22 protein-coding genes and 1 pseudogene are annotated in these 26,249 nt (G+C 61.7%); 16 read left to right on the forward strand and 7 right to left on the reverse strand.

Annotation, left to right across the window (positions count from 1 at the left end; genetic code table 11):
- Positions 1–329: 329 nt before the first annotated feature.
- The 9 genes and pseudogenes from D2E23_RS10730 to pknB all read left to right on the forward strand — a co-directional run bounded on the left by D2E23_RS10730 (position 330) and on the right by pknB (position 11,968).
- Positions 330–1,091, forward strand: coding sequence for a Sir2 family NAD-dependent protein deacetylase (locus D2E23_RS10730; RefSeq protein WP_126030899.1), 762 nt, complete (start codon positions 330–332; stop codon positions 1,089–1,091).
- A 45-nt stretch (positions 1,092–1,136) separates the two neighbouring features.
- The gene (locus D2E23_RS10735; RefSeq protein WP_126030900.1) at positions 1,137–1,793 is read left to right on the forward strand and encodes an NUDIX hydrolase; all 657 of its coding nucleotides are present in this window, start codon (positions 1,137–1,139) and stop codon (positions 1,791–1,793) included.
- 294 nt (positions 1,794–2,087) lie between these two features.
- On the forward strand, positions 2,088–2,789 hold the full coding sequence (locus tag D2E23_RS10740) for an FhaA domain-containing protein (protein WP_093961166.1): 702 nt from the start codon (positions 2,088–2,090) through the stop codon (positions 2,787–2,789).
- Between the two features lie 36 nt (positions 2,790–2,825).
- A complete protein-coding gene (locus D2E23_RS10745; RefSeq protein WP_126030901.1) occupies positions 2,826–3,353 on the forward strand; it encodes an FHA domain-containing protein FhaB/FipA in 528 nt (175 codons plus the stop codon).
- Between the two features lie 3 nt (positions 3,354–3,356).
- Positions 3,357–5,048: a BofC C-terminal domain-containing protein gene (locus tag D2E23_RS10750; RefSeq protein ID WP_126030902.1), complete on the forward strand. Its 1,692-nt coding sequence runs from the start codon at positions 3,357–3,359 to the stop codon at positions 5,046–5,048.
- A complete protein-coding gene (locus D2E23_RS10755) occupies positions 5,045–6,790 on the forward strand; it encodes an FtsW/RodA/SpoVE family cell cycle protein (protein ID WP_126030903.1) in 1,746 nt (581 codons plus the stop codon). Before D2E23_RS10750 ends, D2E23_RS10755 begins: the two co-directional genes overlap by 4 nt.
- Positions 6,787–8,250: a peptidoglycan D,D-transpeptidase FtsI family protein gene (locus tag D2E23_RS10760; protein ID WP_126030904.1), complete on the forward strand. Its 1,464-nt coding sequence runs from the start codon at positions 6,787–6,789 to the stop codon at positions 8,248–8,250. The genes D2E23_RS10755 and D2E23_RS10760 overlap by 4 nt, the downstream gene beginning before the upstream one ends.
- Positions 8,247–9,134, forward strand: a pseudogene (locus D2E23_RS10765) (serine/threonine-protein kinase); the annotation flags it as partial. The gene D2E23_RS10760 and the pseudogene D2E23_RS10765, both read left to right, overlap by 4 nt.
- Before the next feature lie 608 nt (positions 9,135–9,742).
- Positions 9,743–11,968 (forward strand): Stk1 family PASTA domain-containing Ser/Thr kinase, encoded by a 2,226-nt coding sequence (gene pknB / locus D2E23_RS10770; protein ID WP_126030905.1) that lies wholly within the window; start codon positions 9,743–9,745, stop codon positions 11,966–11,968.
- Positions 11,969–12,316: 348 nt separating this feature from the next.
- Here the strand turns inward: pknB and D2E23_RS10775 are convergent, their stop codons facing one another.
- The 3 genes from D2E23_RS10775 to D2E23_RS10785 form a co-directional block, all read right to left on the reverse strand.
- Entirely contained in the window at positions 12,317–12,982 is a 666-nt protein-coding gene (locus D2E23_RS10775; protein WP_126030906.1) for an anthranilate synthase component II, read from the reverse strand.
- Between the two features lie 88 nt (positions 12,983–13,070).
- Positions 13,071–14,204 carry a class E sortase gene (locus D2E23_RS10780; protein ID WP_126030907.1) on the reverse strand — a complete coding sequence of 378 codons (1,134 nt, stop codon included), beginning with the start codon at positions 14,202–14,204 and terminating at the stop codon, positions 13,071–13,073.
- A 1-nt stretch (position 14,205) separates the two neighbouring features.
- Entirely contained in the window at positions 14,206–14,949 is a 744-nt protein-coding gene (locus D2E23_RS10785; RefSeq protein WP_126030908.1) for a DUF881 domain-containing protein, read from the reverse strand.
- Between the two features lie 109 nt (positions 14,950–15,058).
- Here D2E23_RS10785 and crgA point away from each other — a divergent pair, with 109 nt between their 5' ends.
- The gene (crgA, locus tag D2E23_RS10790; protein ID WP_126030909.1) at positions 15,059–15,499 is read left to right on the forward strand and encodes a cell division protein CrgA; all 441 of its coding nucleotides are present in this window, start codon (positions 15,059–15,061) and stop codon (positions 15,497–15,499) included.
- A gap of 176 nt (positions 15,500–15,675) precedes the next feature.
- Here crgA and D2E23_RS10795 read toward each other — a convergent pair whose 3' ends face one another.
- Entirely contained in the window at positions 15,676–16,440 is a 765-nt protein-coding gene (locus tag D2E23_RS10795) for a rhomboid family intramembrane serine protease (RefSeq protein WP_126030910.1), read from the reverse strand.
- 161 nt (positions 16,441–16,601) lie between these two features.
- Between D2E23_RS10795 and D2E23_RS10800 the strand changes: the two genes are divergently transcribed.
- On the forward strand, positions 16,602–16,844 hold the full coding sequence (locus D2E23_RS10800; RefSeq protein ID WP_126030911.1) for a hypothetical protein: 243 nt from the start codon (positions 16,602–16,604) through the stop codon (positions 16,842–16,844).
- A gap of 568 nt (positions 16,845–17,412) precedes the next feature.
- Here the strand turns inward: D2E23_RS10800 and D2E23_RS10805 are convergent.
- Positions 17,413–19,866, reverse strand: a complete 2,454-nt coding sequence (locus D2E23_RS10805) for a glycogen/starch/alpha-glucan phosphorylase (RefSeq protein WP_126030912.1) — start codon at positions 19,864–19,866, stop codon at positions 17,413–17,415.
- Positions 19,867–20,183: 317 nt separating this feature from the next.
- Between D2E23_RS10805 and D2E23_RS10810 the strand changes: the two genes are divergently transcribed.
- Positions 20,184–20,573 (forward strand): sterol carrier family protein, encoded by a 390-nt coding sequence (locus D2E23_RS10810; RefSeq protein WP_126030913.1) that lies wholly within the window; start codon positions 20,184–20,186, stop codon positions 20,571–20,573.
- A gap of 120 nt (positions 20,574–20,693) precedes the next feature.
- On the opposite strand, the gene D2E23_RS10815 is transcribed toward D2E23_RS10810, so the two are convergent.
- Positions 20,694–21,089 carry a DUF3073 domain-containing protein gene (locus tag D2E23_RS10815; RefSeq protein WP_126030914.1) on the reverse strand — a complete coding sequence of 132 codons (396 nt, stop codon included), beginning with the start codon at positions 21,087–21,089 and terminating at the stop codon, positions 20,694–20,696.
- Positions 21,090–21,240: 151 nt separating this feature from the next.
- Here D2E23_RS10815 and trpS point away from each other — a divergent pair, with 151 nt between their 5' ends.
- The 3 genes from trpS (at position 21,241) to D2E23_RS10830 (ending at position 24,047) form a co-directional block, all read left to right on the forward strand.
- On the forward strand, positions 21,241–22,332 hold the full coding sequence (gene trpS, locus D2E23_RS10820) for a tryptophan--tRNA ligase (RefSeq protein WP_126030915.1): 1,092 nt from the start codon (positions 21,241–21,243) through the stop codon (positions 22,330–22,332).
- A gap of 813 nt (positions 22,333–23,145) precedes the next feature.
- Positions 23,146–23,736 (forward strand): hypothetical protein, encoded by a 591-nt coding sequence (locus tag D2E23_RS10825; RefSeq protein ID WP_126030916.1) that lies wholly within the window; start codon positions 23,146–23,148, stop codon positions 23,734–23,736.
- Entirely contained in the window at positions 23,733–24,047 is a 315-nt protein-coding gene (locus tag D2E23_RS10830; protein WP_126030917.1) for a transcriptional regulator, read from the forward strand. Before D2E23_RS10825 ends, D2E23_RS10830 begins: the two co-directional genes overlap by 4 nt.
- Positions 24,048–24,223: 176 nt before the next feature.
- Here the strand turns inward: D2E23_RS10830 and D2E23_RS10835 are convergent, their stop codons facing one another.
- A complete protein-coding gene (locus D2E23_RS10835) occupies positions 24,224–24,727 on the reverse strand; it encodes a MerR family transcriptional regulator (RefSeq protein WP_126030918.1) in 504 nt (167 codons plus the stop codon).
- Between the two features lie 207 nt (positions 24,728–24,934).
- Here D2E23_RS10835 and D2E23_RS10840 point away from each other — a divergent pair, with 207 nt between their 5' ends.
- Positions 24,935–25,948, forward strand: coding sequence for an aldo/keto reductase (locus D2E23_RS10840; protein ID WP_126030919.1), 1,014 nt, complete (start codon positions 24,935–24,937; stop codon positions 25,946–25,948).
- Positions 25,949–26,249: the final 301 nt, after the last annotated feature.

A 26,249-nucleotide genomic window follows, 5' to 3' on the forward strand; every position in this document is an offset into this window, starting at 1 on the left:
AGAAGCACCGCCGTGCCGGGCAACGAGTGAATAACTTACACGCCCACACCCGATAACGCAAACCCAACCAACACAACAACCCCAAAACCACTGAAAACACAAGCATCCACCGGCGTGTCGCAAACGCACAAAATCTAGCCCCATCGCCGACGTCGCGGTCGGTCACGGGCGCAAACACCATCAGAATACCGTCGGAACGGTTACGCAAACGTTGCCGGCACCGTGAATTCACCGGATCGTGGATGAGATTTCGTGCAATTCAAGGTCCTGAACCGGACTCTTCATCCCCGCCGGGCCCTTCATACACATTGAAGGTGTAAGAAGGGAGTATGAGCACAAAGAAGATTGCAGTACTGACGGGCGCGGGCATCTCCACCAGCGCCGGCATCCCTGATTTCCGCGGACCGGACGGCGTATGGACCAAGCATCCCGAACAGATGAACGTCTACGACATCGACGCCTTTATGACCAGCAAGGAGGATCGTGAATACTCCTGGCGCTGGCAAAAGGAGTCACCGGTGTGGGGAGCGCAGCCAGGCACCGCGCATAAGGCGCTGGTCGATCTGGAAAAGGCCGGCCTGCTCACGCTGCTGGCCACGCAGAACTTCGATGCACTGCATGAGAAGGCCGGCAACTCGCCCGACGTGATCGTAAATCTGCATGGCACCATCGGCACATCGCACTGCATGCGCTGCCATGCCAAATACGATACGGCCGACATCATGGATCGTCTGGATGAGGAACCGGATCCGCGCTGCCACCGCAAACTTCCGTATAAGGGGAACATGCCCTGCAACGGCATGATCAAGACCGACGTGGTGTATTTCGGAGAGGCATTGCCCGATGGCGCCATGGAGAAGTCGATCAAGCGCGTACAGGAGGCGGATGAGTTCTGGGTGATCGGATCCACGCTGGAGGTGTTCCCGGCAGCATCGCTGGCGCCCATCGCCGTACAGGCGGGTGTACCGCTGACGATCATGAACATGGGACGCACGCAGTATGACGGGATCGCTACCCGTCTGATCCACGACGACATCGCCGTGGCATTGCCGGAACTGGTGGAAAAGACCATCGCGGAGTGCGCGGGCTGAGCCGACCGGCCATACCTATATATACGCGGAGAAAGTTGGGGACCAATGAGTGACAGCGTGATCGATCGTCTGGAGGCCAGCGACGACATCGATATGGAAACGGCTCCGGTGGTGGAGTCGAGCGAGACCGTATATACAGGCGCGATCTTCCACGTGGAGGACCAGACGATACGGTTGACCAGACGGGACGGCCCGTCGACGCATATCCGACGTCAGGTGATGCGTCACGCACCGTGCGTGGTGATGCTCGTGCACGACTGTGCCACGGATCGGTATCTGCTGGAGCGCGAGTATCGGGTCGGCCCGAACAAGTATGCGTTCGGCGTGCCGGCGGGACTGATCGATGGCGACGAGGAACCGCATGCGGCGGCACTGCGAGAGCTGCGCGAGGAGACCGGCGTGCGACCGGGCCTTGCAGAGGACGGCGAGAACGACGGCGACATCGTGATCGACGATGTGGCGCAATGCTATTCGTCCGAAGGCATGACCGATGAACTGGCAAACATCATGGTGCTGCATCTGCGGCGTTGGCACATGGGGGAGCGGCACTTCGACAAGGACGAGCATGTGGAAAGCGCTTGGGTGAGCTGGGACGAGCTACTGAGCGCAGGAATCATCTCGTCGAACGCGACGATCGCGCTCAAGCATGAGGCGCTGCGACGCGCGTTGAACAAACCCTGCGATGGCGCAGGTCGGAACTGAGCCGTAGGGCCGAATTCGGTCACGCGGATCGGGGTCTGATCACACGGACCGCCCGAACCGCGTGATCGCAATGCGGGCCACGTGACCGAAGGCTGAGGAAACCATACGAAAAAGTGGGGGATTTTCCCTTGCGACAAGGGTTTTCCAAGGCATATCCGAGGAAAATTCCCAGTCGGGATTACGATTGGTGGAAGAAAGAAAGCGTAATGAAGACTTTGCAATGATAGCTTGGGATACCCATGCCTTGGTAAAGACAGCTGCGTACGATGGAGCCATTGCGAGAAAGGGATATTCATGAGCGTTCTCGACCGTTTTGAGAAAAGTGTCGAAGGTGCCGTAAACGGCGTGTTCAGCAAATTCGCTTCCAAGGACCTCCAGCCGGTGGACCTTTCCAGCGCCCTTGAACGTGAGATCGACGCGCAGGCCATGCCCATGGGACGGGATCGCACCGTGGCTCCCAACGAATACCGATTCCGTCTGTCCACCCCCGATTTCGACCGAATCGAGCAGTGGGGATCCGAAACCCTGGCCAACGAACTTGCCGACAATCTCACCAAGTACGCGGAAAGCCAGCATTACGCTTTTGTAGGCCCGGTCGTGGTGATCTTCGAGGAGGATCTTGACCTGAGCCGCGCCGAATTCAAACTGTCCAGCGAATCGGTGCAGGGCAACGCCGCTCCCGTGACCACGCCGAGCGAGACCAAGGACTGCCCCGTTCTGGAGATCAACGGCCGTCAGTATCTGCTGACCGCGCCCAAGACCGTGATCGGCCGCGGATCGAACTGCGACATCGTGATCGACGATCCCGGCATCTCGCGCAGCCATCTTGAGATCGACATCACCGACAACGGTGTGATCGCACGCGATCTGCGCTCCACCAACGGAACCTATGTGGAGGGGCATCAGGTTCCCGCGGCCACGCTGCTCGACGGCAACACCATCACCATCGGCCGTACGCGTATTCTGTTCTGGGCGTCCTCCACCCCGCAGGACTAGTCCACTGTTCTTCCGACGTACGAACGCGAGCCGATCATGACCGAACTTACTTTCACTGTTCTTAAATACGGATTCCTGATACTGCTTTGGGTATTCGTATGGCTCGCCGTACGTTCCTTGCACCGCGACGTGGCATCGTACAGTCCCAAACCGTCCAAGAAGCATCGCAAGCGCACGCAGGCCGCCCAGCAGGCCGCCCAGCAGGCGGCTCAGGCACCGGCTCCTACGCCCACTCCGGCACCGGTGAAGCCGGCAAGGCCCACAGTCGAACAGCCGACTGTGCTGGTGATCATCGACGGCCCGCTGGCCGGCACTACCATGCCGCTGGGCAATGGGCAGATCACTTTGGGACGCGCGGCCGGCAATTCGGTCGTACTCGACGACGAATTCGTGTCATCCCATCATGCGCGCATCTTCCGTGACCCCGGTAGCGGCGGATGGGCCATCGAGGATCTGGGCAGCACCAACGGCACTGTGGTGGGCGGCAAGAAGCTCATCGAAGCCGCGGTACTGCCGGCACGCGTGCCCGTGCGCATCGGTGCGACCACTTTCGAGCTGAGGTAACGCATGGCCACCAATCAGTCTTCTTCACAGTCCGCGCAGCAGGACCAGCAGTCAGAGACAACGGCGTCCGTGGCAAACGCGACGCCGGCACTCACCCTGTACTCCACGACGGTGTCCGACGTGGGCTATGTGCGCAGCAACAATCAGGATTCATCGTTCGCCGGACGCCATTTCGCGGCGATCTGCGACGGTATGGGCGGCCATGCCGGTGGCGATACCGCGTCGACCATCGCGATTCGTTCGCTGGCGCACATCGAGCACGAGGAATCGTCGAGCGACATCGAGACCGTGTCGAAGATCATGGAGACCTCCGTGCTGGCCGCGCACGACGCGATCGTGGGCAAGGCGAAGCACGAACGCCGTCTGTCCGGCATGGGCACGACCGTGGTGGCACTGAGTCTGGTGAGCAACCACTGGGTACTCGCGCACATCGGAGACTCACGCGCGTATCTGCTGCGCGACGGTCATCTGATTCGCGCCACCAAGGATCACAGTTACGTGCAGCATCTGATCGATACGGGGAGGATCACCGAAGCGGAGGCGAAGAACCATCCGCAGCGCAACGTGGTGATGCGCGTACTCGGCGACTTCGACATCGATCCGCGTCCCGACATCTCCATTCGCAAGGCCAAGGCCGGAGACCGCTGGCTGTTGTGCTCCGACGGCCTGTGCGGCGTACTGGAGGATTCCACGCTCGAGGAGATGCTGAGCGAGCTGACCGACCCCGAGGAGTGCGCACAGCGTCTGGTGGCCATGGCATTGAAGGCCGGCAGCACCGACAACGTGACCGCGGTGATCGCGGACGCCACCATGCCGCTCGATGAAACGGCCACCGAGGCGAACTCGCCGGTGCCGCTGGTGGGTGGCGCCGTGAGCAGCAGTCTGGAAAGCATCGCCGACATCATCGATGAGTCCGTTGCCACGGCCCCGGCGCTCAAGGCGGATCAGGGCAGTCCCGCGCAACGTGCGGCGGCGCTCATGCAGGAGCAGAAGCCCAAGGAGGAGCAGCCCGAGGACAAGGCCACTCCACGTGTGGCGCAACCGTCGAGCCAGCGTCCGGAGACCACGGATGCGGCCATGCCGAACACGGGGGAGATTCCCGTGGTGCAGAAGCGCGACGGCAGCGCCAGCGCCGATCCGCATGATCCCGAAGTGGCTCGCGCCATCAAGACGCAGCAGCGGGAGCAGGCGCAGCAGGAACGCAAACGCCGTTCCCGGTTCCGCATGACCGTTGCCGGAGTCATCGTCGCAGTGCTGCTGGTGCTGGGAGGCGCCGGCTTTATGGCCTTTCGGTGGTCGCAGACGCAGTACTATCTGGGCGAGGCGGACGGATCGGTAGCGATCTATCAGGGTGTGCCCACCGATCTGTTCGGGTTCTCGCTGTCGCATGAGGTGAAGCGCACCGACATCACGGTGTCGTCGCTGCCGTCGAACTGGCGTGAACAGTTGAGCCGCGGCATCACGGTCGGCTCATATGACGAAGCGGAAAAGCATGCGCAGACGATTCGCCAGCAGGCGCAGGATCTGCAGAATCAGGAAAACACCGGAGCCAAGGATCAGTTCGGCGGTCAGGAACAGACCGATCAGGGCGATCAGACGGATCAGCAGACGGGACAGTCCGCCCAACCGAGCGATTCCGCATCGGCCACGCAAACGCCATCACCCAGCGCATCGAATACGGAGAATCAGCAATGATCGCACGTCGAATCGAACAGGCCTCACTGCTGATTCTGTCCGGAGCGATCGTGGTGCTGGGCATCTTCCAGATGTTCATGCGCGTGCAGAATACGGTGCCGCAGGCCTATGTGACGCGACTGGGCATTACGGGAGCATTGTTCGTGGTGTTCTGGATCGTGCTGCTGGTGCGTCAGCCGCATGCCAATCAGACGATTCTGCCGTGCGTGCTGCTGCTCAGTGGCATCGGCGTCATCATGATCGCTCGCATTGACAATCAGAACGAAGTGTTCGGCAAGGGGCACAGCACCGTGGCGTTGAACCAGCTGACGTGGTTGTGCGTGGCGCTGGTGCTGTGTTCGATTCTGGTGGCGTTCCTGCGTGACTACCGAGTGCTGCGCAAATTCTCCTATCTGAGCATGGTGGTCGGTCTGGTACTGCTGCTTTCGCCCATGCTGCCGTTCATCGGCACGGAGATCAATGGTGCGCGAGTCTGGCTGTCGATCGGCAGCCATTCGCTGCAGCCCGCCGAATTCGCCAAGCTGTTCCTGGCGTTCTTCTTCGCTTCGTATCTGTTTGACCACCGCGATCAGTTGGCCGTGGGCGGCAGGAAGGTACTGGGCGTGCGTCTGCCCCGACTGCAGGATCTGGGACCGATCCTCGTGGTGTGGGTAGTGTGCATGGGCGTGCTTGTGCTGCAGCACGATCTCGGTACGTCTCTGATGTTCTTCGCCATGTTCGTGTCGATGCTGTACGTGGCAACCGGCCAGAAGAGCTGGATCATGATCGGCTTCGTTGGATTCGCCGTGGGAGCCGTCGCCGCCGCATCGTTGTTCTCGCATGTGGGCAATCGCGTGAACGCGTGGCTGCATCCTTACGACAACAAGGTCTACAACGCCATCGGCGGATCCTTCCAGCTGGTGCAGGGCCGATTCGGACTGGCCACCGGCGGCATGACCGGAACCGGTCTGGGACAGGGCCATCCGACCGTCACGCCGTATGCGAACTCCGACTTCATCTATGCCTCGCTCGGCGAGGAGCTGGGCATTGCGGGACTGTTCGCCGTGCTCGCTCTGTATCTGATCATCATCGGCACCGGCATGATCATCGCCATGAAGGTGACCGACGGATTCGGCAAGCTGCTGGCATCCGGCCTGGTGTTCACCATGGCGTTCCAGGTGTTCACCGTGGTGGGCGGCGTCACGGGCGTGATCCCGCTGACCGGTCTGACCCTGCCGTATCTGGCGGCCGGTGGTTCCAGCCTGATCGCCAACTGCGTTCTTGCCTCGCTGCTGCTCGTCATTTCCAACGCGGCGAACAAGCCGGTGGGGGACACCGACGATGAGGCTTTCCAATACGAGGCGCTGATGGCGCTGCGTGAAAAGGAGAAGAAGGCGGCGCAGGTACGCACTGCGCAGTCCGAAGCCGAGACGGAAATGAGGAACGAATCGCACGACGAATCCGAAACGATGGCCGTGCCCGCCCCGGCATTCGCATCCGCGTCCACAAGCAACGCGGCCCCCGTGGCCCCGGTGCCGTCGACGAGCGAAATGCCCCGTCACGCACGGCATACGGCACAGGCCGTGCAGCATCCCTCGAACGAGGAGACCGAAATCATCACGCAGCGAGCACGGCAGGGCGCCCATGATGGCGACACGTTGCCCGAGGCCACGGCCATGCCGGGACTGAAACGAGAATCGCAGACTTCCGCGGCGCCTCGTCATGCGGCAGGAACGGCCTCCGCGGAAAGGAGGGCCCAATGAACACCTCATTGCGGCACCTGTTCAACGCGGTCATCGTCTTGTTCGCCATTCTGGGATTGTCCACGTCGATCATCATGACCGTGCGCGCGAACGAACTGAACGCCGACACCCGTAACACCCGCGCGCTGTACCACGAGTACGGAGCACCGCGCGGATCGATTCTGGCCAGCGACGGCACGGTGATCGCCAAGTCCGAGAAATCGGACGACGCGTTCTCCTACCAGCGCACCTACAGCAGCGGCCAGCTCTACGCACCGGTAACCGGATACTTCTCCGTGAACCAGCGCGCCGACCGCGGCATCGAGGCCAGCCGCAACTCGCTGCTCAGCGGCGAAAGCAGCTCCCTGTGGCTCAGCCGGGTCAAGTCGCTGTTCACCGGCGAGGAGAATCTGGGCGCCACAATCGAAACCTCGATCGATCCGAAACTGCAGACGCTGGCCTACCAGCTGCTTGGCGACAAGCAGGGCGCGATCGTGGCCATGGAACCCAAGACCGGACGCATCCTGGCCATGGTGAGCACGCCGAGCTACGATCCGAACTCGTTGGCCAGCCATAACACGAGTGAAGTCAACTCGGCTTACTCCGCACTGGTCGGCGACGCCAACAATCCGATGCTCAACCGCACCACCAGCGAACTGTTCCCGCCGGGATCCACGTTCAAACTGGTCGTGGCCGCCGCAGCACTTGAGGATGGCGACTACAACACCGATACGCAGATTCCCGCCGGCGACTCATACACGCTGCCCGGCACCGTGACGAGCCTGACGAACACCACCAGCGCCGCCAACGGCTCCAACGGACAGATCACGCTCGAAGACGCACTGGCGTATTCGTCGAACACCGCGTTCGCGCAGCTGGGCGTAAAGCTCGGCAAGGACAAGGTGAGCGAGCAGGCGAAGAAGATGGGCTACGGCAGCTCCATCACCGTGGACGGCAACAGCTCCACGGGCACGCCGATGAAGGCCGTGGCCTCGAAGTTCCCCGATTCACCCACCGACGACAAGCTCGCGCTGGCGTCGATCGGACAGGGCGACGTGCTTGCCACGCCGCTGCTCAACGCCATGATCGCCTCCGCGGTGGCCAACGACGGCGTGATGATGCAGCCCACGCTTGTGGACCGCGTACGGTCCAGCGATCTGACCGTGATCAGCGAAAGCTCCCCTTCGGAGTTCTCCCGCGCGTTCTCCAGCGACACCGCCGGCAAGCTCAACGCCATGATGCAGTCCGTGATCACCAAGGAAGATCCGCAGCTGCAGCTCTCCAACGCCAAGGTGGCGGCCAAGACCGGCACCGCGCAGATCGGCAACAACGATGCCAACGATGCGTGGATCACCGGATTCGCGCCCGCCGACAACCCCGAAATCGCCGTGGCCGTGGTGGTGCACAACGTGAGCACCTACGGCGCACAGGCGGCCGGACCGATTATGCAACAGATCATGCAGGAGGCCCTGAAGCAATGAGACTGATCGAAGGACAACTGATCCACCGCCGCTACCGCCTGGACCAGCGTCTCGCGCAAGGCGGCATGGGTGAAGTATGGAAGGGCTACGACATCGAGCTTGAACGCCCCGTGGCCATCAAGGCCCTTCGTGCCGACATGGACAACGAGGAGGCGAAGCTCAAGCGTCTGCGTGCCGAGGCACACAACTCGGCGAATCTGGCGCATCCGAACATCGCCGCACTCTTTGAATACTACGAGCACGACAACATCGGATTCCTGATCATGGAATACGTGCCGAACAAGTCGCTCGCCGAGATCTACAAAGCACGCGGCCCGCTGAGCACCGACGAGCTGCTGCCGATCCTGATCCAGACCGCACGCGGCCTGTACGTGGCGCACTCGCACGGCGTGATCCATCGCGACGTGAAGCCCGCGAACATTATGGTGTCGGAGACCGGCGAGGTGAAGATCACCGACTTCGGCGTCTCCTACTCCACGAACCAGGCGCAGATCACGCAGGACGGCATGGTGGTGGGCACCGCCCAGTACATCTCCCCGGAACAGGCGCAGGGCGAACAGGCCACGCCGCAGTCCGACATCTACTCGCTCGGCGTGGTGGCATACGAAGGCCTGTGCGGCCACCGTCCGTTCACCGGCGCCACGCCCGTGGACATCGCCGCCGCGCACGTGAACGATCCCGTGCCGCCGCTGCCGGACAGTATCGATTGGCAGCTGCGCGAGTTCGTGATGAGTATGTTGGCCAAGAATCCGGCGGACCGTCCGGCGAACGCACTCGTCGTATCGCGCACGCTGGCGAAGATCGAACGCCGGCTCCTGGATCAGGAGGCCTCCGAAGCGCTGACCGAAACCGGGCACCTCACCCGTAGGGTCATGAGCGCTCCGCATCAGCCGATTCAGCTGTTCTCGGCCGCCGACTGGGTGGCCAAGCAGACGCCGAAGCCGGCCGCAGCCGCACCGATCACACTGCCGCCAGCTGCACCGGCCGCGCCAGCTGCGTTAGCCACGCCGTCGGCGTCAATCGCACCGTCGGCGACGACCGACGCGCAGGTGGACGCCGTGCCGTTGCCGTCAGCCCCCGCGCCGATCACGCAGTCGTCGGTAAAGACGACCGTCGCAAACACGACATCCGCAACCGCTGCGCCGACAATGTCCGCGGCGGCGACCGCATCCGCGGCAGGAGCCAAGGAATACGATCCATACGAGGACTGGCCGTCGTTGAATCCCACGCCGGACATTCCCGACATCCCGCCGTTGGATTCCGCACCGTTGCCGGGATTCGTCCCCGCAGCGAAACCGCGGCAGAATCCCACACCGACCTCGGCCACCGTGGTACCCCCCGCGCCGGCTCCCTATACGGGCACACCGCTTACGGGCGCCACAGGGTTGACGGACACGACCGCGACCACGGGAACACCCACCACGGACGCGCCGTCGGGCATCGCAAATATAGACTTGAGCATTAACGAGAACACAGGGAAGGAAGAGCCACGATGAGTATGTACATCCCCGCATCATTAGCCGGCGGACGGTACACCGTTGGCAATCTCGTCGGGCATGGCGGCATGGCGGAGGTCCACGTTGGTACCGACACCCGTCTGGGCCGCACCGTAGCCATCAAGATCATGAGGGCCGATCTGGCCAGCGATCCGATCTTCATCGCGCGTTTTCGCCGCGAGGCGCATTCGGTCGCTCAGCTGAACAATCCCAACATCGTCTCGATCTACGATTCCGGCGAAGAGAATCTCAAGGACGACGCCGGACGTGACGTCAGCGTGCCGTACCTGGTGATGGAGTACGTGCAGGGGCAGACGCTGCGCGACATCCTCAAGGCCAACGGCGCCCTGAGCCAGCGCGACTCCGAGCAGATCATGCTCGGCGTGCTCGGCGCGCTCGAGTACTCGCACCGCATGGGCATCATCCACCGCGACATCAAGCCCGGCAACATCATGATCAGTGATCAGGGCGTGGTGAAGGTGATGGACTTCGGCATCGCCCGCGCGCTCGACGATTCGTCCGCCACCATGACCCAGTCGCAGGGCGTGGTGGGCACCGCGCAGTACCTCTCCCCGGAGCAGGCGCGCGGCGAGAACGTGGACATGCGCTCCGACCTGTATTCGGCCGGCTGCGTGCTGTACGAGATGCTCACCGGACGTCCGCCGTTCACCGGCGACTCCGCGGTGGCGATCGCCTACCAGCATGTGTCCGAAGTGGCCACGCCGCCGAGCGCGATCGTGCCCGGCCTGCCGAAGATGTGGGATTCGATCTGCGCCAAGGCCATGGCCAAGGACCGTCAGAACCGCTACACCACGGCCACCGAGTTCCGCAACGACGTGCTGGCCCTGATGAACGGCGGCACCCCCGTGGCCGCCGCATTCAACCCGCTCACCGATCTGGCCAACATGAAGGCCCGCAAGGAGCAGGAGGCCGGCGAGACCATGGTGATGGGTCCCGGCACGAACGGAACGGCCGGAACGAACGGCGGCACCATGGCGTTCAACCCGATCGAGACCGGCACCGGCGCGCTCGGACCGAACAACGGCATGGGAGGCGCGGCCGGCGGTCGTGGAGCCGCCCGTGCCGAGGCGGCCAAGGCAAAGAAAAAGAAGAAGGTCGTCATCGCGTCGATTCTGGCCATTCTGGCGGTGGTCGCCGCCGGACTGGGCGCATGGTACTTCATGTCCGGTCGTTCGGCCGATCAGGTGACCGTGCCGACGATCACCGAACAGATGTCGAGCGAACTGGCCTGCCAGCGCATCCAGGATGCCGGCCTGACCTGCAAGACCGCCGACGACAACGACTCCGCCAAGGAGAAGGGCATGTTCACCAAGCAGAGCCCCGAAGGCGGATCCAAGGCCGCCAAGGGCAGCACGGTGACCGTGTGGTTCTCCACCGGCCCCAAGCAGGGCGAAGTGCCCGACGTGTCCGGCATGACGCAGGAGAAGGCCAAGAAGACCCTCGAGGACGCCGGCTTCACGGTGAGCGGCAGCGCATCCGTTGAGGAAAGCGCCACCGTGGCCAAGGACCACGTGACGCGCACTGACCCGGCAAGCGGCACGCAGAAGGCCAAGGGCACGTCGATCATCATCTACATCTCCTCCGGCATGACCACCGTTCCCGACGGTCTCTCCGGCATCTCCGCCGACGATGCCACGGCCAAGCTCAAGCAGGCTGGTCTGAGCGCCACCACCAAGGAGGTCGCGTCCAGTGATGTGGACGAAGGCAATGTGGTGAGCACCAACCCAGACGAGGGCTCCAAGGTGGAGCAGGGCAGCACGGTGACGCTGTACGTGTCCAAGGGCTCCGACCAGGTGACCGTGCCCGACGTGACCGGACAGACGCTCTCCTCCGCGCGTCAGGCGCTGCAGGCGCTCGGCCTTACGGTGAGCTCCAGCGGCAAGGACAGCGATACGGTGACCAGCCAGAGCCCGACCGCGAACAGCCAGGTGGACGCCGGCAGCTCGGTGACGCTGAACACGAGCGGCTCCGGCAGCACGGACAACTCCAGCTCCGGCAGCACGGACAACTCGTCGACCGGCAGCAGCGGATCGTCGAGCAGCGATCCGTTCGGCGTGATGGGCAAGACGCAGTCCGAGATGAAGTCGATCATGAGCGGCAAGAAGGTCAAGTACACCATCAGCGGCCCCGGCAACGACGATGCCACCGTGACCGGTGTGACCCAGAATTCCGACGGATCGTACACCATCACGGTGCAGTGATCTGAGGCAGATCATCACGGTTTGGTAGTTTGCCAAGGCGATTGTCGTGGCAAACGGACGGACGCGAGAAAGGCCGGTGGAGATTCCCATGAGGGGAGTCTCCACCGGCCTTTTTGTATTGGGGTGGGGGTGGGGAGGAGGATGGATGAGAGGACGGAGAATGCGAAACAGAGAAGGGTGGGGAGGAAAGGGACGAGGGAGGAAAGAGGAGAGACACAGGGAGGGGCGCATACGGAATCGGCCGAAGGCCGATTCCACGCCACCGATCCACAGCGTCAGCTCACGACACCAGCGCGCCGTCAGCCCACAGCGTCAGCCGATCGCCCTGTCTCAGATAGTCCTACTCGCCTACTCGGCGTCGACGGCGACCTTGGGCTTGAGACCCTTGGACTTCTCTACGGCACTGGTCTGACCGCATACGGCAAGCCAGTTGGCGAGCAGACGGTAGCCGCCCTCGGTCATCACGGACTCGGGATGGAACTGCACGGCGTACAGCGGCAGTTCACGATGCCGCAGACCCTGCACGATATGGTCGCCCTGCGTCCACGCGGTCACCTGCAGCGTATCGGGCACACTATCCGGCTCAACGGCCAGCGAATGGTAGCGCGTGGCGGTCATCGGATTCGGAATGCCGGCAAAGATCTCATCATCCAGATGCTCGATCTGGCTGGTCTTGCCGTGCATGATCGTGGGCGCATGGCCCACCGTGCAGCCGAACACTTCGGCGAGCGCCTGCATGCCCAGACACACGCCGAACATGGGCTTGCGTTCCTTGGCGCACAGTCGGATCATGTCCTCGCTCACGCCGGATTCGGACGGGGCACCCGGTCCGGGGGAGATGAGCACGCCGTCGTAGTCGTCGAGCAGTCCGGGCGTGGACGGGTCGATCGCGTCGTTGCGTACGACCGTCACCGTGGCACCCAGCGTCTCCACGTATCCGACGATCGTGTAGACGAACGAATCGTAGTTGTCGATGACCAGAATCCTTGCGGAATCGGTTGTCGTATCCGTCATGGCTGCTCCTCTGATCTCTTGTGATCGTTGATGACTCATGTTGTGACTCGTACGCCGTGGTCGGCCCACGGCCATCACTTCGCTGCGTCTACTCTACGGCAACGAAGTTCGATGTGACTTTCAGGTACGGAATATTGGACGCCGCCCACGGGAACGCCCATTCGAACAGTGCGGCGGCGATGGCCACGGCCAGAATGAGCATGAGTATCCAGCGGATGAGCATGGGGCCCGGCTGGTGCCGGTAGAACCATCCGTAGAGGCTTACGGCGGGCTTGTTGCGCACGCCGTATTTGATCTGTCGCAGCACGGGGTAGCGCCAGGCGACGAGCGCGGCCAGATACACGACGATGTAGGCGATGGCGAGCGCGATCACCACGTTCTCCATGGAGCCGGACACCTTGGCGAGCGGGGAGGACTGTCCGCGTTCGAACTGCACGCCGCCGGACGTGGCGGATGCGGCGAGCTCTTGGGGGATACCGTCGGAGACTTTGGCCCAGTAGTCGAATTTGCCGTAGGAGATCCAACGGTGGGTGGCTTCGGTGTAGCGCGGCTCGCAGGTGGTGAGCGTGATGTAGCGGTCGGTGGGGGTGGCTCCGGGCTGGCCGGGGACGGCTGCCACGACTTCGGTGGATTCGGGGGTGACGATCTTGTAGTCGGTGTACGTGTACACGTACCAGTAGTCCTGCGTGCGCAGGATGATCTTGTCGCCGGGCTGGAGTTCGTCGACGTGGGCGAGGGGTTCGCCGTAGCCGGAGCGGTGTCCGGCGATGGCCACGTTGCCGAGTTGGCCGGGCATCTGGGTTTCGGAGTAATGGCCGAGGCCGTGGCGGGAGAGCTGGTATGCGTCGGTGCCTTCGACCACGTTGCGCTGCCAGGACTGACCGAATCGGGGGACGTAGAGCTGGGCGATCAGGTCTCCGGTGACGGCGGCCTGCGGCTGGACCGGCGGATCGCCCTGCTGGGCCTTGGCGATGGTGTACCCGTCGCCGTTCTTCTGCGGGTCCACCCAGGAGACGCTGTCGCGTTGGGAGCTTTGCGCCTGTTCGGATTCCACGCCGGTCCACCACAGCTGCCAGGCGATGTACAGGGCGAGTACGGCCGCCAGGGTGAGCAGGATCTCGCCGAGAATGCCGAGGAATGCGGATGCGGCGGAGCCCCGGCCCCCACCGGGGTTGCGTGTCATGCGTGCGCGTGCGGTCGGTTGGGCCATGGTTTGTGCCATGTTAGCTTTCCTTTACCTTGGCGTATTTGAGGGTCTGCGACACCGCGTTGGCGGCGTCGAACTTGAGGTTGTCGGATCGTTCGACCTTCCATCCGAGGCCGATCGAATCCACGTATTCCTTGTATACCTGTATGGTGGGCGAATTGTTGAGCGCCTGGATCATGTCGTTGACCGGGCCGATGGCCGATATCTTGAACGGTGGCGCATACCGTTTGCCCTGCAGCAGCAGTACGTTGCCGACGCATCGTACGGCGGAATTGTAGGTCACTCGCTGGTCCTCGATCATCATGGACTCGGCGCCGCCGGCCCATAGCGCGTTCACCACACCTTCGATGTCCTGTTGATGCACCACGTAGTCGTTGATGTCGGCCGACGATCCGGAATCGCCCACCTTGCTCTCCCATAACGGGGAGTCGTCGAGCGTGACGGTGACGCCGGGCCCTTCCACCGCCTTGAGTTTGGTACCCGATCCGGCGTCTTCCGCGTTCTGCGCAGTGGTGTCGTTACCGGTGAGGGTCTTCAACGCATCGATCTTGTCGCTGAGCGTATTGACCTCGTCTTCGAGTTCGGTGACCTTGCGTGATCGTTCGTTGAGCAGCTGTGTGGTGTCGGACGTGACGGTGACGGAACGGTTGATGCGCACGTTGGTGACGAACAGGTAGCCGGCGAGCGCGAATACGATGATGACGGACAGCGCGCCGGCCAGCGACTTGCGCGCCACATGCCTACCCCCGTGCTTGCCCATGACCGATCGTCCGCCTTATCGTTCGTCCTATTATGGAATCCGACTTGTCAACTGTTTCCACTCTAGCCACTACTATGACTAGTAGCTTACGTTAAAGGAGTAATCTCTCATGGCTGAACAGGACGAGCAGAAGCTCGACGAGACCAAGGCGGACACCGTCACCGACACCACCGCCGATACCGACGTCAAGGACGTGGATGACGCTGACAAGGGTTCCGACAACGACGAGGATTTCGGCATCTCCATGGACAAGGTGGAGGCCGTGCTCAACAAGAGTGCCGATGAGGCCACGATGACGCCGCAGATGCGTAAGATGTTCGCCCGTCAGCAGGAGAACACGAAGCGCGTGGAGGAATCCATCAAGGGCACCAAGTCGAATCCCGCCTGGTTCGTGCCGCTGTTCTGCCTGCTGCTGGTGATCGGTCTGGTGTGGGTCGTCGTGTACTACATGACGTACGATTACCCGATTCCGCACATCGGCGCCTGGAATCTTGCCATTGGATTCGGCATTATGCTCGTCGGATTCCTGATGACCATGTGGTGGCGCTGATACGGTCAGACAGTATCCGCCGTATGTTTGCAACATACAGCTGGTGTCGACCATCGTCTTTCTGGTTTTTCACGGACATCGTTGTCGTATGAATTATATGAAAGGGTCCTCTCCGATCATCAATCGTCGGAGAGGACCCTTCGTTTTCGTGGTGAATCGAATGACGGATCGTCGGGTTATCCCAGAGTGGGGATGAGGCACCAGGCGCTCACGCCGGCGATGATCGCGAACAGTACGACGCCGTACGCCCACGCTCGCACGGTGAGCGTCTTCGATCGCATCATCGGCAGTCCGGCGACCATCAGCCACGCGTACAATCCGCCGATCACGAATCCGCCCACATGCGCCTGCCATGCGATGCCGGGCGCGATGAACGGCATCATGAAGTTGATCGCCAGCCAGACGATCATCGACGTCATATCCAGTCCCATACGTCGGTATGCCACGAAAATGGCGGCGAACAGGCCGAACAGTGCACCGGACGCACCGTACGTGGACATGGCCCAGCCCGAGCCGCCGGGCAGCAGTCGGGCCCACAGCAGCAGCGCCATGTCGCCGCCCAAGCCGGACAGCAGGTAGAAGCCGAGGAACCGCCAGTGGCCGAGCAGGCGCTCCAGTACGGGGCCGATGGCCCACAGGGTCAGCATGTTGAACAGGATATGGAAGATGCCCGGCTCGTGCAGGAACATCGACGTGACGAACGTCCACGGCATGCGGGCGGCAAGCGCGGACGTGAACATGCCGTAGCCGAGGATGACGCCCAGCAGATTCGGCGCGATGAATCGGGTGATGATCTCGATGGCCCACATGACCACGCAGATCAGGATGATCGCGGACGTGATGACCGGACCGCCGATTCGCCACTGACGGCGAATATTGTCGTGGTCGAACAGGTCGTGCGACGTGGGGGAGTTCGGGAACAGGCGAAAACGTTGACTCATGGACCCCACTGTATGGCATGGCGGCGCCGGATGATAGGGGTCGATTGGGATTGCGGCGAATCCCTCGGCGTGGATGCTCACAGCTTGGGCACATCGTCGGCTTAGAATGGGGGAAAACGGTCTGAAAGGGCAGGCTGTAATTCCCTGTGAAAGGAGCCAATATGGAGAACAAGTCGTCGAACGGGTGGAAGTTCTTCGCGCTTCTGTTCGGTGCGCTGCTGGCCGGTCTGGCGGCGCTGTACGTGTACAAGCAGCAGAACCCGGAGTACGATCCGTGGGAGGAGCCGTGGGAGAACAGCTCGTCTCCGGTCGACCTGAGTGCCTCCAAGAAGGAGAAGGCCGTGGCCGCCGATGAGGATGAGGCCGAGGTCGAGGAGCCCGAAGCGGAGGAAGCCGAAGCCTGATTCCCGGGACTCTTGTTCTTTCGGAATTTTCGGGATTGTGCGGATTTCCCGGGTTGGGGATGGGTCGCCGCCGCTTCGCATCGGGATCGTGTTGATCTGATGGTCGGGAGCGGGTGATCCGTTCATTCGCGAATACCACGTAAATAGCAAATTGGGTGTATCCGCATCATAGCGGGACCGGAATCGGTCTCCTTATGATGCGGATACACCCAATTTGTGTATTGCGGGTTTTGGGTTGTTTGGGACCGGTGTGCTCCGGAGCCCTCCCCTCAGTCTGCTACGCGGACAGCTCCCCTCCCGCGGAGGGGAGCCCGAGGATTACCCCTTGAGCGGAGCGAGCGGACTGACGCGTGCGGCATCAAGGCGCAGAGGGTGACGGCGTACGAAGGTACGTCGAACCCTCTGCAACGCAGATGACGCTCCGTCAGTCAGCGAGCGGACCGGTGTGCCAAATGTGCGGAGCCGTCAGCCAGCAGTCCGGTGGACTGCCGGTAGGCGACGCCGAGCGCGATTCATCGAGCGCGAGGTAGGGATACGGCACGCGTTTGGGGCACAGGGCCACTGGCCGTCAGGCCAGAGGACCGGTGTGCCAAATGCGTTCCAAATAATCCTCGATCGAACGGTCGGAGCTGAAGAAGCCGGTGTTGGCCACGTTGAGGATGGCCTTGCGGTTCCACTCCATCGGGTTGCGGTAGAGGTCCTCGATCTGGTACTGGATGTCGGCGTAGGAGGTGAAGTCGGCCAGGGTCATGAAGTAGTCCTTGGTCAGCCAGTCGGCAACGAGCGGCGCGTAGGTGTTGCGGTCGCCGTTGGAGAAGGTGCCGTTGGAGATCATGTCGATGGCCATCTTCAGGCGAGGATCGGCCTCGTAGTACTTGGCCGGGTTGTAGCCTTCCTCGTAGAGGGCGTCCACTTCGTCAACGGTCATGCCGAAGAGGAAGAAGTTCTCGGCGCCGACGCGTTCGCGGATCTCGACGTTCGCGCCGTCGAGGGTGCCGACGGTGAGAGCGCCGTTAAGGGCGAACTTCATGTTGCCGGTGCCGGACGCCTCCTTGCCGGCCTGCGAAATCTGCTCGTCGAGCTCGGTGGCGGGGATGAGGTGCTGGGCGAGGCGCACGTTGTAGTTGGCGGGGAAGTGCACGGCCAGCTTGCCCTTGACGTCGGGGTCGTTGTTGACGACGCGGGCGACGTTGTTGATGAGCTGGATGGTGAGCTTGGCCATGTAGTAGCCCGGGGCGGCCTTGGCGCCGAAGAACACGGTGCGCGGCAGCACGTCGTCCACGTTGATGGTGCCGTTCTTGATGGCGGCGTAGCGGGCGATGAGGGCCAGGATCTTGAGGGACTGGCGCTTGTACTCGTGCAGACGCTTGACCATGGTGTTGAACATGGTGTCCGGGTTGGCGTCGAAGCCGTAGCGGTCCTTGGCGAAGTTGGCGAAGGCCACCTTGTTGGCGTGCTTGACTTCGGCGAACTTCTTGACGAACTCGTCGTCGTCGGCCAGCGGGACGAGGCCCTGCAGCAGTTCGAGGTCGCTCAGCCACTTGTCGGTGCCGAGGCCTTCGGTGATGAGGGCGCTCAGGCGCGGGTTGGCGAGGCGGATGAAGCGGCGAGGGGTCACGCCGTTGGTCACGTTGGTGAACTTCGTCGGGAAGAGATCGGAGAAGTCACGCAGGGTGACGTCCTTGAGCAGCTGGGAGTGCAGCGCGGCCACGCCGTTGACGTGGGAGCCGCCGGCGGTGGCCAGGTAGGCCATGCGCACCTGCGGGTAGTCGCCCTCGGTGACGATGCGCATGCGGTTGATGCGCTCCTTGTCGCGGGTGAGACCCTTGAGCTCCTCGAGGAAGTGATCGTTGATCTCGTTGATGATCTGCATGTGGCGGGGCAGCAGCTCGTTGATCAGATCGACGGGCCACACTTCCAAGGCTTCCGGAAGCAGCGTGTGGCAGGTGTAGTTGAAGGTCTTGGTGGTGATGTCCCAAGCAGTGTTCCAGTCGTAGCCGTACTCGTCGATCAGGATGCGCATGAGCTCGGGGATGCCGATCACCGGGTGGGTGTCGTTGAGCTGGAACGTGATCTTGTTCGGGAAGGTGGTCAGATCGGGCTTGTCCTGACCGGGGTAGAACACGCGGATGGCGTCATGCAGGGAGGCCGCCACGAAGAAGTACTGCTGCTCGAGACGCAGACGCTTGCCCTGCGGGGTGGAATCCTCCGGGTAGAGGATCTTCGAAATGTTCTCGGCTTCGACCTGCGGCTTGACGGCGTCGAGGTACTCGCTCTTGTTGAAGGTGAGCAGATCGAACTCGTCGTAGCTCTTGGCGCTCCACAGACGCAGCGTGTTCACACGACCGGAGGCGTAGCCCGGAACCATGTAGTCGACCGGGACGGCGCGCACGGACCAAGCCGGCTTCCACACCTTCTTGCCGTCCTCCTCGACGACCTCGCCGCCGAAGGAGACCTTCTGGGAACGGTTGTAGTCGATGTGGCCCCACGGCTCCTCGTTGGCGAGCCAGTAGTCGGGGCGCTCCACCTGCTTGCCCTCGGCGTCGAACTCCTGCTTGAAGATGCCGTACTTGTACTGGATGCCGTAGCCGAAGGCCGGCACGCCCAGCGAGGCGAGAGAGTCGATGAAGCAGGCGGCCAGACGACCCAGACCACCGTTGCCGAGGCCGGGCTCGTACTCGGCGTCGACGACCAGCTGCGGATCGTGGCCCAGCGCCTTGACGGCGTCGTCGAACTCGGAAAGCATGCCAAGGTTGAGCAGCGCGTTGCGCAGCTGCTTACCCATCAGGAACTCGGCGGACAGATAGCCGACGGCCTTGGTGTTACCCTCGACGGTGTCCTTCTGCGTGGTGGCCCAGGAATCCATGAGGTGACGGCGCACGGCCAGTGACGAGGCGACGTAAACGTCGGCATCGGTGGCCTGCTCAACGGTCACGCCCTGGTTGTACTTCAGCTGTTCTTTGATTTCTTCGATGAACTGTTCAGTGGTCACCGGGGACTTCGGTGCGGTTTGCTCAGTCATAAAGCACTCTTTCTCGTGAGAACATCTCCCGCTAGACATTATGCGTCTGCAAAGGCGACTCTGCCTAGCTGCCAGATGAATTCTGGATTACAGATTCATCCGTTTAAGACCAACAATACCTGATAGTACCACTAGAACGTGCAAATATCAGTCTTTTCAGATGAACAAACGCTGGCGCAAATCGACGGCATCGGCGTTTTCACAGTCATGAGAGCGCACGACAATGAACCGGTTCGATACGATTCGGGGCGCGTCTCACACGATTCCGACGCGATCATATCGAAATTCGAAAATATCGAATGTGAAACAATGAGTGCATGGCATCCATATTGAAAAAGGATCTGCCCGAAGGACAGCGGGCATTGGAACAGTGGCGACGGACCGCGGCCGACGATCTCGCCGCAACGGACGATCTGCCACGTCGCGTGTGGGCCATGGCCGTGCGATATTCGCTGTATCTTATGGAACGCAAGGCACCCGGCGAGGGCGTGGAAGTGCGCGTGGCGCCGTGGGGCGCGATCAAGATATTGGAAGGGCCCGCATCGGACCCGCACAATCTCACCCCACCCGACGTGATCGAACTCGAACCCGACGTATGGCTACGGCTCGTCTGCGGCGTCAGCACATGGGATGAGGAAAAGGACGCCGGACACATCAGCGCGGTGGGCGAGCGCGACGATCTGAGCGACCTGCTGCCGTTGGCGTAGCCGTCGGGATCATCAGGATCATACGGAATCACCGAGAACGCAAAAAGGGGATGGACACCATTGCGGTACCCATCCCCTTCAAGGTATTGATCACGACATCCGACGATCAGTCACTTGCGATCATTCGTCGGATCCGGAATCGGAATCCTCCGTCTTCGGCTTGGCCGGAGCGGCAGGTTTTACGGTCTTCTTCAATGCGGAAGGCATCGGCATCGGAATCGGACCCCGTCGAACCGGAGCCTTGACGGCCGGCTTCTCCTCCGCCTTCTTGGCGGCTTCGGCGGCCCACTGCGCGTACTCATCCAGTTCCTCGCCATCGACTCCGACCGCATGATCCTCATGATCATCGGAGTGAAGTTTGGTTTCGATCGTCGCAAACGGATCCGCAGCGGATGGAGTCACCTCATCCTGACTTGACAATTCCTTCGCGAGCTCATCGTAATCGGTATCAGTGGTGAGGTACTTGAGCTTACGGGCAATTCGCGTCTGCTTAGCCTTCTGACGTCCGCGGCCCATCTGACCCCCTTCGCCAGTCTATTGTGCCCGAGGCAACACGTTTCCTAATTCATCACATAAGAGAGTACCACTAATCCCGGGATGTCTGCTCAGACTTTTACGATTAGAGCGTTATTTTTCAATACCTTCAACAAAAACGGGTTGGTGCGTAATGGCTGAAGAACAGCAGTTGACAGCAGCAGGCAACGAAATGAGCGCGAGCTTCCTCGCCGCGAAAAAACGCTCCGACGCCACGCTCGCCAAGCTGGAAGCCAACCCCGGCAAGTTCACCATGCTTACCGGCGACCGCCCGACCGGACGCCTGCACCTCGGCCACTACTTCGGCTCCATCAAGGAGCGCGTGGCCATGCAGAACCGCGGCGTGAACACCAACATCATCATCGCCGACTACCAGGTCATCACCGACCGCGACACCACCGAGCACATCGAAGACAACGTGCTCAACCTCGTCCTCGACTACATGGCCGCTGGCATCGACCCGACGAAGACCATGATCTTCACGCACTCTGCCGTGCCCGCCGAAAACCAGCTCATGCTGCCGTTCCTCTCCCTCGTCACCGAGGCCGAGCTGCACCGCAACCCCACCGTCAAGTCCGAGATGGAAGCCTCCGGCCACGCCCTGACCGGCCTGCTGCTCACCTACCCCGTGCATCAGGCATGCGACATCCTCTTCTGCAAGGCCAACGTCGTGCCGATCGGCAAGGACAACCTCCCGCACGTGGAGATCACCCGCACCATCGCGCGCCGCTTCAACGAGCGCTTCGCCAAGAAGAACCCCGTGTTCCCCGAGCCGTCCGCCATCCTCTCCGACGCCCCCGAGATCCCCGGTCTCGACGGCCGCAAGATGAGCAAGTCCTACGGCAACTCCATCATGCTCGGCGCCACCGCGGAGGAGACCGCCAAGCTCATCAAGAAGAGCCCCACCGACTCCGAGCGCACCATCACCTTCGACCCGGTCAACCGTCCGCAGGTCTCCGCCCTGCTCACCACCGCCGGCCTCGTCACCGGCCGCGACCCGCAGGAGATCGCCGAGGAGATCGGTGCCTCCGGCGCCGGCGCCCTCAAGAAGTACGTCACCGAATCCGTCAACGAGTTCCTCGCCCCGCACCGCGAGCGCCGCGCCGAACTCGCCAAGGACATGGACACCATCCGCGACATCCTTCACGACGGCAACAAGCGCGCCAACGCGATCGCCGAGGAGACGCTGGATGAGGTGCGCTCCGCCATGGGCATGAAGTACTGAGTTTTGCGCTGAGTTTTGGATGATGGAGCGTTATCCGCGTTGCGGAACATTCGACGTACCGTTGTACGCCTTCATGTTCCGCGCCTTGATGCCGCACGCATCATCCAAAACTCAGGGGTAAAGATGATGGAGCGTCCGCCGCGTTGCTCCTCAGTCGACGTACCTTCGTACGCCTTCCTTCGGTGCGTCTTGCGGCCGCACGCATCATCCGAAACTCAGGGGTAGCCGGCGTGGCCACAAAATCTGCGGGGCTCTTTCCCTCTGGCTCCCCTCCTTGGGAGGGGAGCTGTCGGCGACAGCCGACTGAGGGGAGGGACACGGAGACCGTTGCGCCCTTATTATCTGATGACTCAATGGAATCCACCCGCAAGCGCCAAAGCATATAGCGCAATTCATGGCGCAATCCTCTGTTGTCTCCCCTCAGTCCGCCTTTGGCAGACAGCTCCCCTCAGCGGTGAGGGGAGCCAGAGTATCGAGCCTCTCAGCAATACGAGCTTCACTGTTTTCTCCGCGCCCTCCGCGCCCTCTACGTGTGGTTTTCATTGACTTTCCCGTGGGGAAAGAGTTATTATTTCCTTAGAGGAAAGCGTTATTCCTCCATCGAGAATCATCCCGATCATGACCATCATGGTCAGTGGATTCAGATGATCGGCGACAACGACAGTCACCACTCGATTCGCTCGCCCGACACTTTTGGTTCATTCATTTCACCAGTCATGTCGCACTACGTTTGCCTCATACAGAAGGCGACATCCACCCATTGCTTAATCCGTTTCATCAAACCGACGACGAAGCCGGAAGGAGATGATTCCGATGCGTACCGAACAACCCATTCCGCATACCGAACCGAACAATGCAGAAGACAACACCGCACCGCGGCCGGCATCGCGCACCGATCCGCCCTCCACCGCTGACGCCTATCGGAACCTGCAGCAGCTCAACAGGGATGGAGCCAAACTCGGAAAGAAGGCCGCCTGGCCCCTGTGGGTCAGCATGGCGCATGGCATCGCCTGGGGCGCGCTCTTCGCCAACGTGGGCATCGCGGATCTGTCCATCGACCTGAAGCTGCTGGCCGTCTTCATTCTGTTCGAGGCGATCACCATCATTCCCGACGAGCGCCGCAAGCGCATGCGCAGAACCGCGTGGATGGGCAATCGCGCCATCATTCTCAACTACACGCTCACCACGGTCGTGGCGGTGATCATGATTCTGGCCGAAAGCGTGATGCGCGAGCAGGCGCGGTTGCTCGGCGGTGGAGAACCATTCTCGTTGACGATCGTGCGATACGGCGTGCTGCCCGTTCTCGGTGCGGCGGCGATCGTGCTGCTTACCTGGATGCGCGAGCGTGAAATCGCCAGGCTCATTGCGAGTCGGCATAATCCCGATGCTGGGGTCACGCCATGAGCGGCGCCGTCACGCCGCGCTTCGACGAGCTCATCCACGAACCCAACCGTCTGCGCATCTGCGGACTGCTGGCCGCGAGCAGCCCGCTGGAGTTCTCGGTGATCCGCGACACGTTGGAGATCAGCGACGCCGCCTGCTCTAAGCACCTCAAGGTTCTGGCGGACAACGGATATGTGGAACTGGAAAAGCGGCCGGGCATTCTCAATCGACATAAGGTGACGCTGGTGCACATGCTACCGGCCGGAGATCACGCCTTCGCCGCGCATATGGCGGCGTTGCGCGCGATCGCCGAGGGACGGCCTCTCAGGTAAAAGCGGTTCACAAATCGAAGATACCCGCTTGTCTGCCACGGAATTTCGCGGCTCGGATCGGGGTATCTTCGATTTGTGAACCGGTCTCACCCAAGCGACGTTCACTATTGTGCGATCTGAGCGAATATCGTTCTCTTCACACACGAAAAACCTAGGAAATGTGAGGGTTTGTGCGTCTATTCACCGGATGAGGAAACCTGACTCTCCTTGAACACCGCATTGCGGTAATCCGCCCAATCGGGAAGCGGCCGATCCTTGTGAACGGCCTTCTGAATGTCGCCGTAGTAGTGCAGCTTGCGCAGAAGATGCGCATGGGCCTCCTCCAGCGCGCGACGCTGCTCGTCAAGCGCCTCGTGCCGCTCGTTCAGCAGGCCCATGATCTCGTCGATATGCCCGGATTCATCCGACTCGTACGAGAAGAACCGTTGGAGTTCACCAATGCTCATACCGGCGTGCTTGAAGCAGCAGATCGTGCGCAGACGATTGATGTGACATTCGCGGTACACCCGCTGTCCTGCCGGGTCACGTTCCACGTTGGTGAGCAGACCCACGTCCTCGTAGTAACGCAACGTGGACGTCGGCATGTGAAACATCGCGGCGACCCGTCGAATGGAATAGCCGACGGGGGAAGTGCCGTCATCGGCAATGTGTTTGACGTTTCCGTCATCGTTCTTCGTCATGAGTCAGCCTCGTTTCAATCAGGAGATCACGCGTCGGCGGTGTCATCACGCCGTATCCGATGCCATGCCATCGGACAGCTGCCGAACGACGCCAACGAAAACGCCTGAATTTTTACAGATTTGCATTCAAGCGTACTTGAAGTGCAACTATGGAATCAACGACACGGAATCCACGATGATTCCGAAGGCATACGGCAAGGAGCAATGATGTTCGAACCCACCACCACATACACGCCCGCCCCCACCCGATACGACGGCATGATCTACAACCGCTGCGGCAATTCCGGTCTGAAGCTGCCGGCGCTGTCGCTGGGATTCTGGCACAACTTCGGCGACATCACGCCGTACGAGCACATGAAGCAGCTGGTGTTCACGGCATTCGACAACGGCATCACGCACTTCGATCTGGCGAACAACTACGGTCCGGAACCGGGAGCCGCCGAGAGGAACTGCGGTCGTCTGCTGCGCGAGTACTTCCGCGGGCATCGCGACGAGCTGATCATCAGCACCAAGGCCGGCTACGAGATGTGGCAAGGACCGTACGGCGACTGGGGCAGCCGCAAGTATCTGCTGGCGAGCCTGGATCAGAGCCTGGAGCGACTGGGACTGGACTACGTGGACATCTTCTATCACCACCGTCCGGATCCGGAGACGCCGCTCGAGGAGACCATGGGAGCGCTGGCGCAGGCGGTGAGCAGCGGCAAGGCGCTGTACGTGGGATTGTCGAACTACGATGGACCGACCATGGAGAAGGCGGCGGCGATCCTGCAGGAGATGCGCGTGCCGTTCATCATCAACCAGAACAAGTTCAACATCTTCGATCGCAGGCCGGCAGAGAACGGTCTGCTGGATTCGGCCGAGCGACTCGGCAAGGGCGTGATCACGTTCAGCCCGCTGGCACAGGGATTGCTGACGAACCGGTATCTCAACGGGGTTCCGGACGATAGCCGCATCAAGGCGGACGGCCGGTTCCTGCAGGAGAATGCGCTGACGCCGGAGAGGCTGGCACAGATTCGTGCGCTGAACGAGCTGGCGTCGGATCGTGGGCAGACGCTGGCGGAGATGTCGGTGGCGTGGCTGCTGCATCATCCGGCTGTGACAAGCGTGCTGGTGGGCGCCTCCAAGCCGCAGCAGATTCTCGACAATGTGGGTGCGTTGAAGAACACCGAGTTCAGCGACGACGAGCTGCGCCGCATTGACGAGATCGCACTGGGGGAGTAGCCGGCGCCGGAGCGACCGGATTCGAGAGTCCGAACGCGGCGGTGCGACCCCTAGCGAGGTGAGTGGAACGTCGCGTTTGGGCTACCAAGTTCGGATGGACCACCAAGTTGGGAGTGAGCGGTGTGGGATGAGTCGAGCTGGCTGCTCCTGAATAACTCCCCTCAGCCCGCCATGCGGCGGACAGCTCCCCTCGGCGGCGAGGGGAGCCAAAGCAGATCAAGCCGACACGGACGACACCATCCCGCCCAACCCGAACTACCAATGGACCACCAAGTCGGAAGTGAGCGGCATGGGATGAGTC

It is taken from the genome of Bifidobacterium callimiconis, from assembly GCF_003952005.1.
Classification (GTDB): Bacteria; Actinomycetota; Actinomycetes; order Actinomycetales; family Bifidobacteriaceae; genus Galliscardovia; species Galliscardovia callimiconis.

Bases quoted from the DNA above. Each gene is read 5' to 3' on its own strand.
- D2E23_RS10730 (WP_126030899.1), top strand. From the start codon at position 330: ATGAGCACAAAGAAGATTGCAGTACTGACGGGCGCGGGCATCTCCACC.
- D2E23_RS10735 (WP_126030900.1), top strand. From the start codon at position 1,137: ATGAGTGACAGCGTGATCGATCGTCTGGAGGCCAGCGACGACATCGAT.
- D2E23_RS10740 (WP_093961166.1), top strand. From the start codon at position 2,088: ATGAGCGTTCTCGACCGTTTTGAGAAAAGTGTCGAAGGTGCCGTAAAC.
- D2E23_RS10745 (WP_126030901.1), top strand. From the start codon at position 2,826: ATGACCGAACTTACTTTCACTGTTCTTAAATACGGATTCCTGATACTG.
- D2E23_RS10750 (WP_126030902.1), top strand. From the start codon at position 3,357: ATGGCCACCAATCAGTCTTCTTCACAGTCCGCGCAGCAGGACCAGCAG.
- D2E23_RS10755 (WP_126030903.1), top strand. From the start codon at position 5,045: ATGATCGCACGTCGAATCGAACAGGCCTCACTGCTGATTCTGTCCGGA.
- D2E23_RS10760 (WP_126030904.1), top strand. From the start codon at position 6,787: ATGAACACCTCATTGCGGCACCTGTTCAACGCGGTCATCGTCTTGTTC.
- pknB (WP_126030905.1), top strand. From the start codon at position 9,743: ATGAGTATGTACATCCCCGCATCATTAGCCGGCGGACGGTACACCGTT.
- D2E23_RS10775 (WP_126030906.1), bottom strand. From the start codon at position 12,982: ATGACGGATACGACAACCGATTCCGCAAGGATTCTGGTCATCGACAAC.
- D2E23_RS10780 (WP_126030907.1), bottom strand. From the start codon at position 14,204: ATGGCACAAACCATGGCCCAACCGACCGCACGCGCACGCATGACACGC.
- D2E23_RS10785 (WP_126030908.1), bottom strand. From the start codon at position 14,949: ATGGGCAAGCACGGGGGTAGGCATGTGGCGCGCAAGTCGCTGGCCGGC.
- crgA (WP_126030909.1), top strand. From the start codon at position 15,059: ATGGCTGAACAGGACGAGCAGAAGCTCGACGAGACCAAGGCGGACACC.
- D2E23_RS10795 (WP_126030910.1), bottom strand. From the start codon at position 16,440: ATGAGTCAACGTTTTCGCCTGTTCCCGAACTCCCCCACGTCGCACGAC.
- D2E23_RS10800 (WP_126030911.1), top strand. From the start codon at position 16,602: ATGGAGAACAAGTCGTCGAACGGGTGGAAGTTCTTCGCGCTTCTGTTC.
- D2E23_RS10805 (WP_126030912.1), bottom strand. From the start codon at position 19,866: ATGACTGAGCAAACCGCACCGAAGTCCCCGGTGACCACTGAACAGTTC.
- D2E23_RS10810 (WP_126030913.1), top strand. From the start codon at position 20,184: ATGGCATCCATATTGAAAAAGGATCTGCCCGAAGGACAGCGGGCATTG.
- D2E23_RS10815 (WP_126030914.1), bottom strand. From the start codon at position 21,089: ATGGGCCGCGGACGTCAGAAGGCTAAGCAGACGCGAATTGCCCGTAAG.
- trpS (WP_126030915.1), top strand. From the start codon at position 21,241: ATGGCTGAAGAACAGCAGTTGACAGCAGCAGGCAACGAAATGAGCGCG.
- D2E23_RS10825 (WP_126030916.1), top strand. From the start codon at position 23,146: ATGCGTACCGAACAACCCATTCCGCATACCGAACCGAACAATGCAGAA.
- D2E23_RS10830 (WP_126030917.1), top strand. From the start codon at position 23,733: ATGAGCGGCGCCGTCACGCCGCGCTTCGACGAGCTCATCCACGAACCC.
- D2E23_RS10835 (WP_126030918.1), bottom strand. From the start codon at position 24,727: ATGACGAAGAACGATGACGGAAACGTCAAACACATTGCCGATGACGGC.
- D2E23_RS10840 (WP_126030919.1), top strand. From the start codon at position 24,935: ATGTTCGAACCCACCACCACATACACGCCCGCCCCCACCCGATACGAC.